Source organism: Pseudomonas sp. GV085 (assembly GCF_003050925.1).
In the GTDB taxonomy this organism is placed as follows: domain Bacteria; phylum Pseudomonadota; class Gammaproteobacteria; order Pseudomonadales; family Pseudomonadaceae; genus Aquipseudomonas.
Genome location: NZ_QAOV01000006.1, coordinates 87,753 through 102,716 on the forward strand (window position 1 = coordinate 87,753; position 14,964 = coordinate 102,716).

The window sequence follows — 14,964 nt, forward strand, 5'->3', positions numbered from 1 at the left end:
GGGTTTCCCAATGCCGCCTTGTAAGAAGCGGCATCAGTGAAACGTCACTGCACTACGCGGATTTCATTGCGTGGGAACCACGCTCCGTCTACCAGAACCATGCAGCCAACAAAGGCGGCGTAGCGGGTCTCTCGGTCAGTCTGGAAGCCGTAGTAAGAGCAAGTGGCCCTTGAGGCAAGACCACTCAGCAACATGCAGCCCACGATCAGTGTCAGCAGGATCAGCAGAACCTTTGTCGCGTACTTCACGCCTCGATACCGTAGTCAGCCAGGCGCAGACCGAAGTGCATGCCTATTTCCTTCAGCACCACCAACTCTGCTGGCTCGATCTGACCATCAGCCTGGGCAACGGCAAGAACGTTGACGAAGGCTTCCTCCGCGTCGGCCGGAACGTTTTTGATGTCGGCCAGTTCCCGCTTGATCGCCAATCGTCCTACTTGAAAGTTGGCGTTCAACTGGCCTGTAAAACGATTGATGGTTTCGGTGATCTCGCCGCCGAAGTGCGTCAAATTCGGGTTGGAGCGAATCAGTTCGTCGAGCTTGGAAACCTCGCTGGCTTCAATCTCACCATCAGCCGCAGCGACCAATAGGCCGCCACCGACAATGGCCTGCATCAAGTCGCGGTTAACGACTTTCTTCATCTCGGCTTGGGCGTTGCCGACTTGTTTTCCGAACAGCTTCTTCATTCCGAACATGGTGATTCCTCTGGGTGGGGTGACATCCCACTGCACCCTGTCACCAAGGTGCAGCAGTGATGCTGTCAGTCTTACTGCCGCCGGAGAGGCGGGGCGCATTGCTTGCCGGGTCATTCACGCGGTTCTGGCGTTTCACCATCGATCAGTCGTCCAGGTTGTTCCTGTCGTTGGTAGGCTTTTGGACCTGTCTGTTCGCCGGTCACGGGTAGAGGCAATGCGGTCTGTTGTTTGTTGCGCTGATTGTTAAAGAGTGGCGCAGCTTTCGCTGCTGAGCCGATGGCTTGAGAATCAAATTACTAGCGATAATAAAATGAGTCAAGACCGCAGGTAATAAAAAATACGACAGATAATAAAAAACCCGCTCAATCGCGGGTCCTCTTCACGCTTCGCAGTACTCCCTCCACCCGATCCTGATGGCACCACTCTCAAGCCGATCCATGCGGATCCCATCGGTTTCTTCAATTTCCTCCAGAACTTGGAGCCATGCTTCGGCAGATTCGTTCTCTGACTTGGTGACTACAACGGATTGGGTCTTCTGCGCATGCGGCGCAGCGATCAGGCGTTGGATTCGTCGGCGCAGAATCGCACACGAAGTCTCAGATGAGTTTGCAGGAGGTGGGCGATGCATACGGTGATCCTTAGTTTTTCATTTGGAAGCGGCACCACAAAATGTCAAACATTTGACGGTTTGGGATAGTCCATTTCGGCAAGCTGCAAAAATCTTTATACAAAAAAGAGGAATACACGCCGAAAACTTACGAAAGTGAAAGAACTTGTGAGGACCAAAGACGAAAAAGCCCGCGCATGGCGGGCTTTCTAAAGGCAGGCAAGATGGGAGACCAATGTCCTATAGCTTTTGCAGCGCCCTTACCACGACTCCAACGATTCGGCAGTTCTCTGCACACATCTCAGTAGGGTAGGCAGGGTTCAAGGGCCTTAAGTAACGTCGACCACCGTCATCTACGAGCTTCTTGAAGGTGGCTTGGTCGCTGTCAGCCAATTTGGCCACAACAAGTTTTCCGGACTGAACGTCAGCTTCGGTATCAACGAGGATCAGCGTTCCTTCAGTAATACTTGTCCCGACCGGAGATGTCATCGAGTCGCCCTTAACCTCAAGCCAGAAGGCCGGCCCTTTAGAGTTGTAGTCCGATAACTCGTATCGATCTGAAAACCCAGGAGGGAAGGGTTCGACTGCTTCCGCCCAGGCGCCAGCAGCAACCCAGCTGATGACTGGGTAGCGGAATGACTCATTAGGTTGTCGAGTTGAAGCGACATTTGAAGGCTCAGAGCTTGAAAGCTTGTCGATTTCTTTAGCAAGGCGCTCGCTAAAGGCTGAAACGGGGACTTTCAAATAGCGCGCAAAAACAGAAGCGGCCTCGATATTCAAGGCGTTTCGCCCTGTCAAATAATGGCTCGCAGCGCTCTGGCTATTGGCCTTGAGGCCTTCTATAGCAATTTTTTCTTGGCTAAGCCCGAGTTCTTTTTTCTTCGCTTTATAGAGCGCGTTCAGAGCGGCGCATTCCTGCTGCTCTACGTCGCTCAAGGGGCGTTTTTTCAAAGGTTTATTCATAAACGCACTGTATTACGTCAGGTAATATCAATCTAAGACCGCCGATATTGACTTAATAAAGACCGCAGGTAATACTTTTGTGTATGCACAGTGAAAGAGGTCCTGTATGCAGCGCATACCACTCAAAGATTTTGTGACCAAAGTTGGTCAGCTAAAAGCGGCGTCAGCGCTTCGTATGAGCCAGGGCGGCATCAGCAAAGCCTTGAAGGCAGGGCGGGAGGTTTATGTGACCGTGTTTGATGACGGCCGTTTCGAGGCGGAAGAGGTGAAGCCCTTTCCCGGCCAACCCCAGCGCTTCACAGGTTAACCAACACATTATCTAGCGCTCCATTGAAGCCAGATTAGAAGAGAGCAGTTCATATGGAAACGTCCAGTCCAAGACACAGCATTCAAACCCGGGATCAGGTGCTAGTCGCTCATGCGGCGAATCAGATCGCGCGCACCAACCTGAGTCAGGACGATTTCGCCCAGGCGCTGAGCCGGGAAATTTACGTAATCGTCCCTGCCGCGAAGATTGAATTAGCGAAGGTTCCTGATTTTGATGAGTTGGCGCGGCTGAACGATGTCAGCGAGTTCGTGAAGGCAACCGGTCGCTGGCTCAAGCGCGTTCAACGCTGGCTGTCGGGCGAGCAGGAGATGCCATCTTGGCTGGAAGAGTCGTGGGTGAATGCACTCGAGCCGGAGTTCCGTGATCACTGCGTGAATGAACTGGCCAGCCGTCACGGTTTGATTGGTGCCCGCCAGATGGCGACCGAACAATGCGGGAACAAAAGCTTCAGTGCGTTGATCCGCGCCTTGGGGGATGTGATCGACACGGGAAGCGAAGTTTTCGACGATCAGGTGATGAGCGAAAAGGACATGCCGCACCTACCAGCGTTCGCCAAGGAATGTCGACAAGTTGAAGCAAGGGCAGGGGAGCTTGGTCGGAAAGCCGAGGAGATGATTGAAAAGTCTCGCCCAGCGTTGAAGTCGATCGCCTGAGTTATAGACACAAAAAAGCCGACGGAGAAGGTCGGCTGATTCGCAAAACTAGAGAGCGATGATTATGCACAGCCACATTGCCCCAAGCAATACCCTCGATGTCGTGACACGTTTCGGTCAATCGCAAAACATCTCATGCCTCACCATGTCGCCACACGATATTGCCGAGCTGATAGGCAGTTCGCATGACAATGTCCGGAAGACAGTCCGAGCGCTGGCTACCAAGGGAGTCGCGTCCTCAAATGACACCCCCTACAAAGTAACAGCCCTGAAGCATGATCCGGAAGCCAGCATCCAGCGAGCTGCATTCGACCCAATGGTCTCCCCGAAAGTCCTTGTTCGCCTTGCTGAGCTTCTGCAGGAGACCATGTAATGGCCGGCGATTGGATCAAATTCGAACTCACTACCCTAGATAAGCCAGAGGTCTGCCAGATCGCTGACCTTGCCGACATCGATCCGGACGCGGTAGTGGGCAAGTTGATGCGGGTATGGGGTTGGTTCGACCAGCAGACGGAGAGCGGTAACGCTCCGAGCGTTAGCAAAAAGTTACTTGATCGGCTGGTGGGCGTTATCGGTTTTTGCGAGCACATGAAATCCGTGGCATGGATGCAAGAAGTGGATGGCGTAATCAGCCTCCCGCATTTCGAGCGTCATAACGGGAAAACCGCCAAAAACAGGCTTCTCACTGCAAAAAGGGTAGCCAACCACAAAGCAGCTAACGCCAAAGGTAACGTTCCAAGCGTTAGCAATGCGTTACCTAAAGAAGATGTAGAGAAGAATAAAGATCAACACAACACTCTGGGCGCGAGCGATCGTTCGGCGGCAGTCGAGATGTCGCTTGAGTGGGTGCCTGATCAACAGCTCTTGCAGGCTTACGCGCTACGGATGGCCCTACCGTTAACTACGTTCACCGCGGAGGCCACGGCTGCTTTCGTTTGCCATTACACCGCCAGTGGTCGTTTCGAGACGCAAGCAGCCTGGGTCAGCCTGCTCGTGAAGTGGATCAAGCGCGATGTCGCCAAAACGGCCAGTTCAAACATTCGGCAATTTCCCGTGAAGCAGGTCAATGGCCCAGATTTCAACGACACGACCTGGTCTGATGACCTTGGTGATTTGTGATGACCCAAGCCAAAAGCGTGCCTCAGAGCGCCAACCGACTGCTGAGCAAGATGAGCAACCTGCCGCCCGTGACGCTGGAGCCGCGGAAACAATTGCTGCCCGGTACCGCTGATGTCGTTAACGCGCTGTTCAAGGAATTACAGGCGATCTTCCCCGCGTGGAAGCAAGCTTGGCCCGATGATGAAGCCCTACGCGCTGCAAAACGCAGCTGGGTCAAGGCTTTCGTCGCCGCCGAGATCAATACTCTCGAGCAGATTCGGTACGGCTTGCAGAACTGCCGACAGCACGGCAGCGATTTCGCGCCGAGCGTCGGTAAGTTTGTGAAGTGGTGTCAGCCAACTCCTGAAATGCTGGGCATTCCTTCGCACGCTAAGGCCTTTCGTGAAGCTCTGCTCAATTTGGACCCGAGCCGAGCATTTTCCCGTGAGTGGTCGCACCCGGCGGTACGTCATGCCGCCCTTCAATGCGAGATGCATAACCTAAACAGCCTGGTGTCCGAGAAGGCCAGCAAGGTCTTTGATCGCGCCTATGACATCACCATCCGGATGTTGGTCAGCCGACAGCCGCTCGAAGACATCGCCATTGGCATCGGCCACGACTCGCAAAAGCTCGAAACGCAACTTGCGGAAGAGTACGGCGAGGCGCGGTTGTTGATGACCATGTCGCAACAGTCGATCCCGCTTGACGGCAAAGTCGCCCGTGCACAGTTGCTGGCTCGTTTTGCCAATGGCCCGGGAAAGCGCGAGCAGCAACAAGCCTCGCTTCCAGGTACCTGCTTGAACTCCCTCCCTGATCCAATCCATCCCACAGGTGGCTTCTGATGAATGCAGCCAAGCAACAAAACATGCTCGCCGGGCAATCTTCACTTGCCCGCAAGGTGTTCCAGGTCGTGCCAATCCAGGAGCGTTGGAGTGTCCACGACATTTTCAATTCGTTGATGGTTTCCGAAGCCACAGGAGCCCAGTTCCCGGCTGTCCGGCGCGGCTTAGGTGAGTTGAAGGAGGCAGGTCTTATTCGCGAACCCGTTAACGGTCATTTTCAGCGTACCGCCGTCACCATCAAATCCCCGAGAGAGCAGAACATGCCAAAGGAAACCCAGTCAGCCGTATTGACCATTAAAAAAGCCGATGCCAGCGCCCTGGATACGTTGGCGGCGCTGTCTGGCGAGGTCATCAGCTTTGCCGAGGAGGTCGGTAATCGCATGAAAAAGCTTGCCGCGCGTATCGAGGAAGTGGCGTTGTCCGTTGAGGCAGAGCGCGAGGTCAATGCTGAAGCACTCGACAAATTCAAGCTCCTACAATCTCTGCTGAAGGGGGGCTAATGGGCATTCGGATGGCCGTGGTGAAGACTCTGACGGTGAAGCTGTCGGACGCAGAGATCGAGCGAAACGCCAAAAAATTGCACGTCCGCGATCTGCGTGATGCGAGTCATCCGGCGTTGCATTTTCGCTTCGCAAAGAATCGTTCTCGTGGCTCTTGGTACTTGCTCAGCAAGCGCTCCTGGCACCGTATTGGTGGATTCCCGGATCTGAGTACCAAGCAGGTGGTTGCGGCGCTGCCGACTGTCCGTCTTCGAGTTGCTGCCGAAGAAGGTTCGACCGTTTCGAAGTGGGTCACGACCGGTGAGTTGCTGACCTGGTACGCCGAGCGCATGGCACGTGATCGCAGCTTGTCCGAGAAGCGCAAGAAGACCGGCGCTTCGATGATCAAGTGCCACCTCATGCCGCGCCTCGGTGATCTGCCACTGACCGACATCGACAAGGCCACCCTCGACAGTGACCTGATGTGGCCGCTGCAAGAAAGCATTTCCATCGACTACGTACGTTCGGTGTTCCAGTTGCTGGCCCTGTCCTTTCGGCAGGCGTTCAAGCTGGGTCTGATTTCGTCAAACCCGATGACGGGCATCAAGTTCAATGACTTCTCCAAGGCCAAGGTCGGCATCAAGCCGTCTCGGTTGCGCGGCACCCAGCTGCAAGACCTGATGACGCGCTTGCTCGGTGCGATGGCGAACAACCCGGGGGATGGTCTGTTGGCGTTGCTGATGCTCTGCCACGGCACGCGGATCGGCGAAACCCGGCAGGCACGCTGGTCACACATCAGCCTGGCCGAGCGCGAGTGGTTCATTCCTGCCGAGCACACCAAGACCGGCGTCGAGCATCGCCTGCCGTTGACTGAGCAGGTGCGCAAGGTGCTCATCAGCTATCGCGAGATTCAGCGGGCCAAAGGGTATTACGGTCAATTCCTGTTCCCGTCTCGTAACGGCAAGGCACTCAGTGAAGGGCAGGCGAGTGCCGTATTCGTTCGGCTGGGGCAGGGCGAGTGGACCAGTCACGACTTGCGCAAGTTGGCACGTACCGGCTGGGCCGACCTCGGCATTGACCACCTGATTGGTGAGCTGCTGATCAACCACGCGATGGGCCACAACGTGAAGGTGTACATCCAGTCGGACGTGATGGGGCGCAAGCGTGATGCCCTGGAGCAGTGGCACGCGCATCTAGATCAGAAGGGATTTGAGCAGATTCATATGTTGACCAACGTTAGATCTGGAGATTCCGGTAATGCGCTGGAAGCCACAGAAAATAAGGGCTGCACGGCCACTCAAGAATCAACCATAGGCGAGGATTTAAAACATGCAGATAGGGCAGGGGCTTGGCTTTAAGAGAGAGCGGATCGAGCTGGAACCCTGCCCGATCTGCAAAGGCAAGGCGGTGGTCCAGGGGATTTCATATGAGCGGATTTGCACCGATTGCAACGGCTCAGGTTGGGTAGTCTTGGGAAGCAGGCTGGTGCTGTCTTCCGACGAGTTAGTGACTCAATTGAGTTTTAAATTGCAGCAGGCGCAACGCGAAATTGCAGTGCTTCAGCGAGGTCCGTCGACATCTGGCCTAGACAAGTACTACCAACAGAGCAACCGTCGCGGTGCCGGCGGATCAAATTACACAGGGGATTGAACGCATGATGATTCGTAAGCCGGCAGGCCGACCATTGGGCGATACCGAGTACTTGTTGGAACAGTGGGGGTTGTGGCGAATGGATGGTGCCGGGATACCCCATTACACCTCACCGACCTTTGCGTTGATGCGTCAGGCGATGTCGCAGGTGTCGCCAAGTAAAAATTATTGCATCACCGACGACTGGGCAATGGCCATCGACCATGCTGTGGCCAGACTCGCGCACCGTGATCAACAGATGGGCGATATTATTTGGCTGTACTACGGTGCTAAATGGGCCATGGTCCGCGTTGGTAAGTACTACGGCATAAGCGAAGGGAAAACGCGGGAGCTGGCGAGATCAGGAGCGGCATGGATCGATTGTGCTGTCGATGATATGCGGCAAGCCGCGTAGTCGCCCCGACCATCTGTATGCAACGGATTTGACGTCGAAGCTTCGACGCTTCGCCCGGCAAATAAGACCCAAAGCAGCCCATCGTGAAGGGCTGCTATCGGTTGTGGATTCACCAGGTCGATGCAACCGATTGGCTAAATCGCTCCGCCGACGTAGTTGAGAACGTCCGCTGCACACCAAGGATCAGAATGAAGAGTTCATCAAGCTCACCCTAGCAGTCCTCACGACGCTCGACTGAGCGTCGGGTATACATGCATCTCGTCGCCTTGCATCCCCAAATTTACATATTGCTGTACTGTATGTGCATACAGCTTGAGATTCGCTGTAAGACCGGAAGAAATTGATGAGAGGCTGGAGACCGTCAAGATTCTGACCAGCTCACATGGTATGCGAAGAGCTTTGGACCGAAGATCTCAGAATGAGCCCGCAAATGTGAAGAGGATCGACAAACTGCGCTCAATCGGCGTCAACTGCACGTATTGCCTGAATGGCTTTCCGAGGGTGGCGTTTTGCCTTATCTTAGGCCACGACGCACTCTGTAAGGGGTCACGCCAAGGCCGATTGATATCCTCACGAGATTTAGATGATGTCGTGATGATGGCTAGACCGAATCGTCAGATAAGATTGATGATAGAGGACGGTAGTGACGTTCCTCAAATGGCTAGGCCCCCCGATCCAATGCAATGGACGTGTAGTCACAAGAGCAGTGCGTCAAGCAAAAAAGTGTCTACCTGATCATATGAAAGCAAAGGAGCGCAAAATCATGACGTCAATCGAATCTCCGCAACAAGCAGCTTTCAGTTTTGAAGGTCTGTCTATTGAAAAAGTAATAATTCACAAAATCCACCCTAGATCGGGGTCGGATTTGGTGCTGCCGAAAACCAGCCAAAAACTAAGCGTTTTCCCTCAAGAAGCACTCGACACACTCCAACTACGAATTCAAAAAGCCTTAGGGAATAAATCACACGGCATAGAAATGAGCATTTCTCTTGAAGATGCTGACAGCTTCTTCCAAAAGTCAGCAACCATGCTCGCATGTAGTGATCAAGATTTTATCCTGAAATCCCAGAGTCTTGCACTTGACTTAAGTAAAGCTCAATTAAGCACAAACGCTCCAGGCGGAATGCTAGCTGTAATTCGAGGTCGAGTTGGAGACAAGGATCATCCTTTTCTCGCTGTAATAAAAGCAGACATACAGGATGGTTTCAGAGCAAACGAAGACGATGATAACGTTAATGTCGAATATATATCTGAACTGCTATTAACAGAGGCTCAACGACTGTACAAGATTGGTTTGATTTCTCCTGTGCACAGTCGAGCACCCGTTAATCATCTGTACTCACCTTCAGATTATAGGGCATTTCTCTTTGATCATCTGATGACAGCTACAGAAACCCGAAATGCTGCTGCATATTTTTACGGTAATTTTCTTGGCATGAGCATTCAAGCTTCGTCAAAAAAACTAACGCAGGACTTTTTTGAGCATACGAGAACTTTTATTGATACTGCTCCTATTTCAACGGAGCAAAAACTCGACTTGCACGAAGCCCTTAGGTCAGATTTAAAAAGTCAAGCAGCAACCATAAGTGTGACTGACTTTTCCGAAAAACATCTTCCGCTCGGTTTAAGAGAAAGCTACTCATCCTTTATGGACTCAAAAAGCTTTCCAAAGAATGCGGTGATCAAAGACAACGAATATATAAACGCCAAGCTTAAGCGTCGACGCAAATATGTTTTCACCAATGGGGTATGGCTTAGCACTCCGTCGGATAGTGATGAAAATCTTTTGAAAATTGAATCGCTTGATGAGAAAGGTACTACAATTGTGACCATTAACAGCAGACTTGAAAGCCAGAAATAATGAGCGCTGAGTCGTTTATTGAATACTTGGAAATAAACCGTTTTCCCCTTGAAGCGTGGGGACGGTTTATTGCGAGCAGAATTCAATCAAGCCTTATTGAATCAGGCCACTCCCCAGCACTTATAAAAATCCCTGTATTGCCTAGGGTCAAAGACACGGCCTCGGCTGTTGGCAAAATCGGCAGAAAGGGTTATGACAACCCTATCTTGCAAATGACAGATTTGGTTGGGATTCGATTTGTTGTACTCTTGACTGAAGACATACAAACCATATGCGACATCATTTCTACCGAAGCCTCTTGGAAGGCAGAAGTTTCTAAAGATTTCCTTCTAGAGATTGAAAACAATACAAAGAGCTTCGACTACCAATCAAAGCATTATGAAATTCGACCGCTAGAAGACTTTGTAACTGACGACATTAACGTCAGTAAAGACTTATGCTGCGAGGTTCAGATTAGAACCTTGTTGCAACATGCTTATGCCGAGATGGTTCACGATAATATTTACAAACCAAAAGGCTTGGTAACCACCTCCGCTGAGCGACATGTGGCTAGAAGCATGGCGTTGATTGAAACAACCGATGATTTATTTAGTCGCACCATCAAACTGCTTGATGATGCAAATGCGCCTAGAGCGGAATTTGCTAAAGATCTTGAAAACATGTTTAGAGATCATATAGGCGGGCAATACATCGCTCCTGACAGTAAAACTTCACTCCTAATAATCGATGCATTCAGTGATGTATTAGAGCCTGGACTTTCTAAGGAAATCAACGAGCTTCTGAATTCAAAAAAATATATTGCTCGAAAGATAAAAGACAGAGCCTCAACCAAAGGGTTATTTAGCAATAGTGTCATTCTTTTTGTTTACTGGCTTGCTTTGAACAGTGATAGTACTACGCTCAAAGCGCGGTGGCCTTTGCCGGGTGACTGGCGCTCTCTAAGTCTTGTTACTTCAGATGTGAATTGCTAAACCTGAATCCTACGACTCGCCGACAGATCCCCCTCCCATGCTCCTGCAGCGCCCTCAAGGCCGTCCGTTCGGCGACTAACTGCATAGCTTCGTTCCCTTCGATGGAAAATTTCCTACATCAGTTGGCCGGCACGAAATGCAAAGCCTATGCTCGAGTCGGGTCTAATTTCGCATTTGCTCCGGAAAAGCCTTTTCCGCGCGGAATAGACCTGCTTTTATAGCAGCGTGTGTTGCTGTGAACGCAGCGAGACGCCTTCCAAGAACCCGACCATTGAGTCGGTTTTTTTGTGCCCATTTATGAGCCCTGCCATCGAGCAGGGCTTTTTCGTTTTTGGTTCCGCCACGCCCTTCGCTCCGTGCTGGGAAGTGCTGCTGGAACCAATCTATTGAGCTTCCCGAAAGGGACAAAACCGGATGACAAGCATGCCCGACAAACCAGACATATGGCTGCTCGTTCTCGCGTGGCTGGGGCAGCATGCGCCGACGATTTACGCTGGAGCATTGTCATTCGTGGTCGGTGCCTTGCGGATCATTTACGGCGGTGGCACGCGGCGACAGGCCTTGCTTGAAGCTTCGCTGTGTACGCTGATCACCATTGGCTTGATTCCACTATTGGAATACTTCGGTCTACCGCAAAACTTCGCCACAGCGGCGGGGGTGTTCATCGGTTTCCTTGGCGTGAAGAAGATTGCCGATCTGGCCGATCGGTTCGCGGACTTCCAGTTTCCTAAATCGGATTCGGCGCCATGAAACGCTGCCCTTGGGTGCTGCCTCTTGTGCTCCTGCTGGCCTATGCCGTCACGGGCCACCTCCACTGTGGTGATTCGCCGCCCTGTCAGCCGCTCGCCGCTCAATCATTCAATCGTGAGATTTAGAGAATGGCCTACACCCAATACGAAAGCGTCGTCGCCAACACTCCTGAGGAGTTGACGACCAAGCTGGCACAATCCATTGCCGATGGCTGGCAGCCATACGGAAGTCCTGTCTCCATCACTGAAGGCTTTCAAGTGCTGCAGGCGGTGGTGAAGGGGTCGAGCAATGTCGGTGGTGCGCCAGGCGACATCACCTCGGACAGCATCACGGACGCCTCGGATGTCGGTAAGGCCGTATTGGTGAGTGTCGACGCCGCCGCTGCTCGTGCCGCTACAGGCAGTGGGACTTCGGACTTCTCGGGCAGCTACAACGACCTGAGTGACAAACCAGCTATTCCAGTCGAGGGTGATGCCGCGATGCTGGAAGCCGGTACCGACCTCGTCGCGCATACCTGGTCAGCCAAACTGATTCATGACGAGATTGCCCGCCAGATTGCAGCGCTACCAGCATGAGCATCACACCCGCAATCTCGACTGCCTCCGTTTCAAACGCGATCTTCAATCAGCGCAGGATCAGGGTTTCCAAACCCACCGGGGACCCTGGCAACTTCCAAGGAACACGGGGCATAAGACTCGCGCAAACGCGTTAGCGGCACCCCGCCAACGTTAGTTAACTGGTTAACTCGCTGGGTTAACCAGGCTGAAAGCCTTATGGACTGCGGCTTACAGGGCGGTTAACTAAGGAGTTAACCTGGTTAACTCGGTTTTCCCCTGATTCGCCTGCAATCCAAGCGGGCCGTGGCTTACAGCGCGGTTAACTAAGGAGTTAACCAAGTAAAACCGTTGGTTAACTCCTTCAGTCGTTGTAAAAAAACCTGAAAGCCAAGCAGACCGTGGCGTGCAGAGCGGTTAACCCGGAGTTAACCGAGTCACTTAGTTGGTTAACTCTGGGTTAACCCACGGCTCCTTCGGCTTCACCGAAAGGCATGGACATGACAGCACTCACCAAAGCGGAGTTCGCCACGCGCCAAGGCTGGTCGAAACCCTATGTGTCGAAGTTGGCCAAGAGCGGTCGCCTGGTTTTGCTGGCAGACGGCATGGTGGATGTCGAGGCCACGGACCGATTGCTGTTCAGCACCGCGGATCCGAGCAAAGCCAGCGTGGCGGCGCGGCACGAGCGCGAACGACTACAGCGTAGGCCGGAAGGAAATTCCCCGGCACCCCAGATCGAATGCGAGCCTTCAGCCGTTTTTTCGCAGCAGGCGCCAATGACTATCGAGGGTATTCCAGACTTTCAGGAGTCTCGTGCCTACCGCGAGTTTTATGAGTCACGCCTGACCGAGAGCGAATTTCACAAAAATCGCGGCGCCCACGTCGAGTTGGAGGCCGTTAAAACGGCGGCATACACGACCGGGCGGATGTTACGGGATCTGTTGCTGGGTATGCCGCCACAGTTGGCTCCCGAATTGGCCGCCATGAGTGATCACTGGCAAATCGAGAAGCACCTCACTGCCGCATTGCGCCGGGTGTTGGACGATGCCGAACGGATGTCCTCGACAGATCTCATCCATTCTTTGACTGCAGCGAGCTAATCCATGTCAGCGGAAATGCCCGACGGTGCAGCGGTGTACCGGGAGGCTTATTTCCGCGGGCTGAGGCCAGAGCCGGATGTCTGGATCGATCAGTGGGCTGACGAGTTCATGCGCATCCCGCGGGATGCAGGGGCTGCCGAGCCAGGACAGTACCGCACTGCACGAACACCGTATGCCCGCGAGCCCATGCGTTGCCTGTCGCCGGCACATCCGTGTAAGCGCGTGGTGACCATGGTGGCCTCGCAGTTAATGAAAACCCAAATTGCCTTGAACTGGATCGGCGGCCTGATCCATATGGCACCGTCCAACATTCTCACGCTGTTGCCCAGCTTGGGGTTGGCCAAACGAGTCTCGTCGCGCATCGGCAAGACCATCAAGGCCACCCCGGTGCTGCGCGAACGAGTGGCCGCGAACCGTTCGCGGGATGCGCGCAACACCATGGACACCAAAGAGTTTGAAGGTGGTTCGCTGTATGTCACCACCGCCGGTTCGGCAGCGAATCTGTCGGAGTTGTCGGCCCGGTACATCTATGGTGATGAAGTGGATCGCTGGGTGGTGGACGTGGGCGAGGAGGGTGACCCGATTGAGCTGGCGGAAACCCGGGGCAGTACGTTTGGCCGCAACGCCAAGTTCTACTTTTCCAGTTCGCCGACGATCCGGGGTGCCTCGCGCATTGCCGATTTGTTCGAGACCAGCGACCAGCGTTTTTACTACGTGCCGTGCCCGAATTGCGGGCACATGCAAGTCCTGGAATGGGAACGCCTGCATTACTCGGCAGATTGCCAACGGGCACACTACGAGTGCGCCGGGTCTGACTGTGATGTGCTGATCGAGGAACACCACAAGGGTGAGATGTTGGCCAAGGGCGAATGGCGCGCCCATGCCCAGGGCGATGGTGAAACCGTTGGCTTCAACCTCAATGCGTTGTACTCGCCGCCCGGCTGGACCGGTTGGGCCGCTCTGGCCAAACAGTTCGAGAAGGCCAAGACCGCCATGTCCCGCGGTGATCTGGAGCCGATGCAGGTGTTCTACAACACCCGTCTGGCCAAGGTTTGGGACAGCGCCCAAGAGCAAACCAAAGCCGATGTGCTGATGGCTCGGGCCCGCCTGGAAACTTATGGATTGGGTTCGATGCCGTTCGCCGTGCTGATGCTCACGGCCTCGGTCGATGTTCAAGCCAATCGGCTGGAGTTCATGGTGGTGGGCTGGGGCGCCGGCATGGAGCGCTGGATCATCGATTACCAGGTGATTTGGGGTGATCCTTCCGACGAACGCACCTGGTCGGTGCTCGATGACAAACTCAAGGCGCGTTATCCGCATCCGTGTGGCGCAGACCTGACAATCCGCGCAGCCGGCATTGACTCCGGCGGCAACCACACCGACGAGGTGTACCAGTTCTGCCGGCTGCGGCGCTGGCGCAACATCTTTGCCGTCAAGGGCGCGAGCAAGTCGGGTCGGCCAGTGATTGCACAACGGCCATCGATGATGGATGTCACCTGGAAAGGCTTGACCGAACGCAAAGGTGTCGAGCTGTGGTTCATCGGTACCGACACGGCCAAGGACTGGATTTACAACCGCTATCCGGTGGAGGACGGTCCCGGTGCGCTGCACTTTGCTAACGACCTGCCGGATGATTTCTTCGCCCAGTGCGTCGCCGAGCGCAAGGTGACTCGGTACATCAAAGGCTACAAAAAAATCGAATGGGTCAAGGGCAAGGCGGAGCGCAACGAAGCCCTCGACTTGATGGTGTACAGCTTGGCGATGGCGCATTACCTGGGCCTGAATCGCTACAAGGAACACGACTGGGAACGAGTGAGAAGCGCCCTGTTGCAGGCGGCGCCTGCGGGTGAAAAAGTCATTGCAGTCGAACGTGTCCGCGCTCCGGCACCATCTCCGCAGCAACCGCCTGATCCCGTGTCTCCACCGGCCAAGCCGGTAATAGCACCGCTGCCGATTGCACGGCCGCCACAGCGTCGAAGCTCCAGCAGCGGCTACCTCAAAAAACGACGCTGAGTGAAGG

19 protein-coding genes are annotated in these 14,964 nt (G+C 53.9%); 15 read left to right on the forward strand and 4 right to left on the reverse strand.

Features of this window, described 5'->3' with window-relative positions; genetic code table 11:
* Positions 1 to 44 precede the first annotated feature (44 nt).
* From C8K63_RS14435 to C8K63_RS14450, 4 genes are all read right to left on the reverse strand, one after another.
* Positions 45 to 248 carry a hypothetical protein gene (locus C8K63_RS14435; RefSeq protein ID WP_108217320.1) on the reverse strand — a complete coding sequence of 68 codons (204 nt, stop codon included), beginning with the start codon at positions 246 to 248 and terminating at the stop codon, positions 45 to 47.
* Positions 245 to 808: a tellurite resistance TerB family protein gene (locus tag C8K63_RS14440; protein ID WP_256594948.1), complete on the reverse strand. Its 564-nt coding sequence runs from the start codon at positions 806 to 808 to the stop codon at positions 245 to 247. The genes C8K63_RS14435 and C8K63_RS14440 overlap by 4 nt, the downstream gene beginning before the upstream one ends.
* A 265-nt stretch (positions 809 to 1,073) precedes the next feature.
* Positions 1,074 to 1,322: a DUF1654 domain-containing protein gene (locus C8K63_RS14445; protein ID WP_108217322.1), complete on the reverse strand. Its 249-nt coding sequence runs from the start codon at positions 1,320 to 1,322 to the stop codon at positions 1,074 to 1,076.
* A 219-nt stretch (positions 1,323 to 1,541) separates the two neighbouring features.
* Positions 1,542 to 2,264: a S24 family peptidase gene (locus C8K63_RS14450; RefSeq protein ID WP_108217323.1), complete on the reverse strand. Its 723-nt coding sequence runs from the start codon at positions 2,262 to 2,264 to the stop codon at positions 1,542 to 1,544.
* A 106-nt stretch (positions 2,265 to 2,370) separates the two neighbouring features.
* On the opposite strand from C8K63_RS14450, the gene C8K63_RS14455 reads away from it, so the two are divergent.
* From C8K63_RS14455 to C8K63_RS14525, 15 genes are all read left to right on the forward strand, one after another.
* On the forward strand, positions 2,371 to 2,571 hold the full coding sequence (locus tag C8K63_RS14455; RefSeq protein WP_108217324.1) for a Cro/CI family transcriptional regulator: 201 nt from the start codon (positions 2,371 to 2,373) through the stop codon (positions 2,569 to 2,571).
* Between the two features lie 53 nt (positions 2,572 to 2,624).
* Positions 2,625 to 3,245 carry a hypothetical protein gene (locus C8K63_RS14460; RefSeq protein ID WP_108217325.1) on the forward strand — a complete coding sequence of 207 codons (621 nt, stop codon included), beginning with the start codon at positions 2,625 to 2,627 and terminating at the stop codon, positions 3,243 to 3,245.
* Positions 3,246 to 3,309: 64 nt separating this feature from the next.
* Positions 3,310 to 3,618, forward strand: coding sequence for a hypothetical protein (locus C8K63_RS30805; protein ID WP_256594949.1), 309 nt, complete (start codon positions 3,310 to 3,312; stop codon positions 3,616 to 3,618).
* Positions 3,618 to 4,364 carry a DnaT-like ssDNA-binding domain-containing protein gene (locus C8K63_RS14470; RefSeq protein ID WP_108217326.1) on the forward strand — a complete coding sequence of 249 codons (747 nt, stop codon included), beginning with the start codon at positions 3,618 to 3,620 and terminating at the stop codon, positions 4,362 to 4,364. The genes C8K63_RS30805 and C8K63_RS14470 overlap by 1 nt, the downstream gene beginning before the upstream one ends.
* Complete coding sequence (locus tag C8K63_RS14475; protein ID WP_108217327.1) at positions 4,364 to 5,185, forward strand: replication protein P; 822 nt, start codon at positions 4,364 to 4,366, stop codon at positions 5,183 to 5,185. Before C8K63_RS14470 ends, C8K63_RS14475 begins: the two co-directional genes overlap by 1 nt.
* Positions 5,185 to 5,685: a hypothetical protein gene (locus C8K63_RS14480; RefSeq protein WP_108217328.1), complete on the forward strand. Its 501-nt coding sequence runs from the start codon at positions 5,185 to 5,187 to the stop codon at positions 5,683 to 5,685. The genes C8K63_RS14475 and C8K63_RS14480 overlap by 1 nt, the downstream gene beginning before the upstream one ends.
* The gene (locus tag C8K63_RS14485) at positions 5,685 to 7,022 is read left to right on the forward strand and encodes a site-specific integrase (RefSeq protein WP_256594950.1); all 1,338 of its coding nucleotides are present in this window, start codon (positions 5,685 to 5,687) and stop codon (positions 7,020 to 7,022) included. The genes C8K63_RS14480 and C8K63_RS14485 overlap by 1 nt, the downstream gene beginning before the upstream one ends.
* Positions 6,994 to 7,314 carry a hypothetical protein gene (locus C8K63_RS14490; RefSeq protein WP_108217329.1) on the forward strand — a complete coding sequence of 107 codons (321 nt, stop codon included), beginning with the start codon at positions 6,994 to 6,996 and terminating at the stop codon, positions 7,312 to 7,314. Before C8K63_RS14485 ends, C8K63_RS14490 begins: the two co-directional genes overlap by 29 nt.
* 4 nt (positions 7,315 to 7,318) lie before the next feature.
* Positions 7,319 to 7,708 (forward strand): antiterminator Q family protein, encoded by a 390-nt coding sequence (locus C8K63_RS14495; RefSeq protein ID WP_178086786.1) that lies wholly within the window; start codon positions 7,319 to 7,321, stop codon positions 7,706 to 7,708.
* A gap of 763 nt (positions 7,709 to 8,471) precedes the next feature.
* On the forward strand, positions 8,472 to 9,569 hold the full coding sequence (locus C8K63_RS14500; RefSeq protein WP_108217331.1) for a nucleoid-associated protein: 1,098 nt from the start codon (positions 8,472 to 8,474) through the stop codon (positions 9,567 to 9,569).
* Positions 9,569 to 10,540 carry a GTP pyrophosphokinase family protein gene (locus tag C8K63_RS14505; protein ID WP_108217332.1) on the forward strand — a complete coding sequence of 324 codons (972 nt, stop codon included), beginning with the start codon at positions 9,569 to 9,571 and terminating at the stop codon, positions 10,538 to 10,540. The genes C8K63_RS14500 and C8K63_RS14505 overlap by 1 nt, the downstream gene beginning before the upstream one ends.
* 414 nt (positions 10,541 to 10,954) lie before the next feature.
* Entirely contained in the window at positions 10,955 to 11,290 is a 336-nt protein-coding gene (locus C8K63_RS14510) for a phage holin, lambda family (RefSeq protein WP_108217333.1), read from the forward strand.
* A 128-nt stretch (positions 11,291 to 11,418) separates the two neighbouring features.
* The gene (locus C8K63_RS14515) at positions 11,419 to 11,865 is read left to right on the forward strand and encodes a DUF1737 domain-containing protein (RefSeq protein WP_108217334.1); all 447 of its coding nucleotides are present in this window, start codon (positions 11,419 to 11,421) and stop codon (positions 11,863 to 11,865) included.
* A 479-nt stretch (positions 11,866 to 12,344) separates the two neighbouring features.
* Positions 12,345 to 12,944: a terminase small subunit gene (locus C8K63_RS14520; RefSeq protein WP_108217335.1), complete on the forward strand. Its 600-nt coding sequence runs from the start codon at positions 12,345 to 12,347 to the stop codon at positions 12,942 to 12,944.
* 3 nt (positions 12,945 to 12,947) lie between these two features.
* A complete protein-coding gene (locus tag C8K63_RS14525) occupies positions 12,948 to 14,957 on the forward strand; it encodes a phage terminase large subunit family protein (RefSeq protein ID WP_108217336.1) in 2,010 nt (669 codons plus the stop codon).
* Positions 14,958 to 14,964: the final 7 nt, after the last annotated feature.

Bases quoted from the DNA above. Each gene is read 5' to 3' on its own strand.
- C8K63_RS14440 (WP_256594948.1), bottom strand. From the start codon at position 808: ATGACCCGGCAAGCAATGCGCCCCGCCTCTCCGGCGGCAGTAAGACTG.
- C8K63_RS14445 (WP_108217322.1), bottom strand. From the start codon at position 1,322: ATGCATCGCCCACCTCCTGCAAACTCATCTGAGACTTCGTGTGCGATT.
- C8K63_RS14450 (WP_108217323.1), bottom strand. From the start codon at position 2,264: ATGAATAAACCTTTGAAAAAACGCCCCTTGAGCGACGTAGAGCAGCAG.
- C8K63_RS14455 (WP_108217324.1), top strand. From the start codon at position 2,371: ATGCAGCGCATACCACTCAAAGATTTTGTGACCAAAGTTGGTCAGCTA.
- C8K63_RS14460 (WP_108217325.1), top strand. From the start codon at position 2,625: ATGGAAACGTCCAGTCCAAGACACAGCATTCAAACCCGGGATCAGGTG.
- C8K63_RS30805 (WP_256594949.1), top strand. From the start codon at position 3,310: ATGCACAGCCACATTGCCCCAAGCAATACCCTCGATGTCGTGACACGT.
- C8K63_RS14470 (WP_108217326.1), top strand. From the start codon at position 3,618: ATGGCCGGCGATTGGATCAAATTCGAACTCACTACCCTAGATAAGCCA.
- C8K63_RS14475 (WP_108217327.1), top strand. From the start codon at position 4,364: ATGACCCAAGCCAAAAGCGTGCCTCAGAGCGCCAACCGACTGCTGAGC.
- C8K63_RS14480 (WP_108217328.1), top strand. From the start codon at position 5,185: ATGAATGCAGCCAAGCAACAAAACATGCTCGCCGGGCAATCTTCACTT.
- C8K63_RS14485 (WP_256594950.1), top strand. From the start codon at position 5,685: ATGGGCATTCGGATGGCCGTGGTGAAGACTCTGACGGTGAAGCTGTCG.
- C8K63_RS14490 (WP_108217329.1), top strand. From the start codon at position 6,994: ATGCAGATAGGGCAGGGGCTTGGCTTTAAGAGAGAGCGGATCGAGCTG.
- C8K63_RS14495 (WP_178086786.1), top strand. From the start codon at position 7,319: ATGATGATTCGTAAGCCGGCAGGCCGACCATTGGGCGATACCGAGTAC.
- C8K63_RS14500 (WP_108217331.1), top strand. From the start codon at position 8,472: ATGACGTCAATCGAATCTCCGCAACAAGCAGCTTTCAGTTTTGAAGGT.
- C8K63_RS14505 (WP_108217332.1), top strand. From the start codon at position 9,569: ATGAGCGCTGAGTCGTTTATTGAATACTTGGAAATAAACCGTTTTCCC.
- C8K63_RS14510 (WP_108217333.1), top strand. From the start codon at position 10,955: ATGACAAGCATGCCCGACAAACCAGACATATGGCTGCTCGTTCTCGCG.
- C8K63_RS14515 (WP_108217334.1), top strand. From the start codon at position 11,419: ATGGCCTACACCCAATACGAAAGCGTCGTCGCCAACACTCCTGAGGAG.
- C8K63_RS14520 (WP_108217335.1), top strand. From the start codon at position 12,345: ATGACAGCACTCACCAAAGCGGAGTTCGCCACGCGCCAAGGCTGGTCG.
- C8K63_RS14525 (WP_108217336.1), top strand. From the start codon at position 12,948: ATGTCAGCGGAAATGCCCGACGGTGCAGCGGTGTACCGGGAGGCTTAT.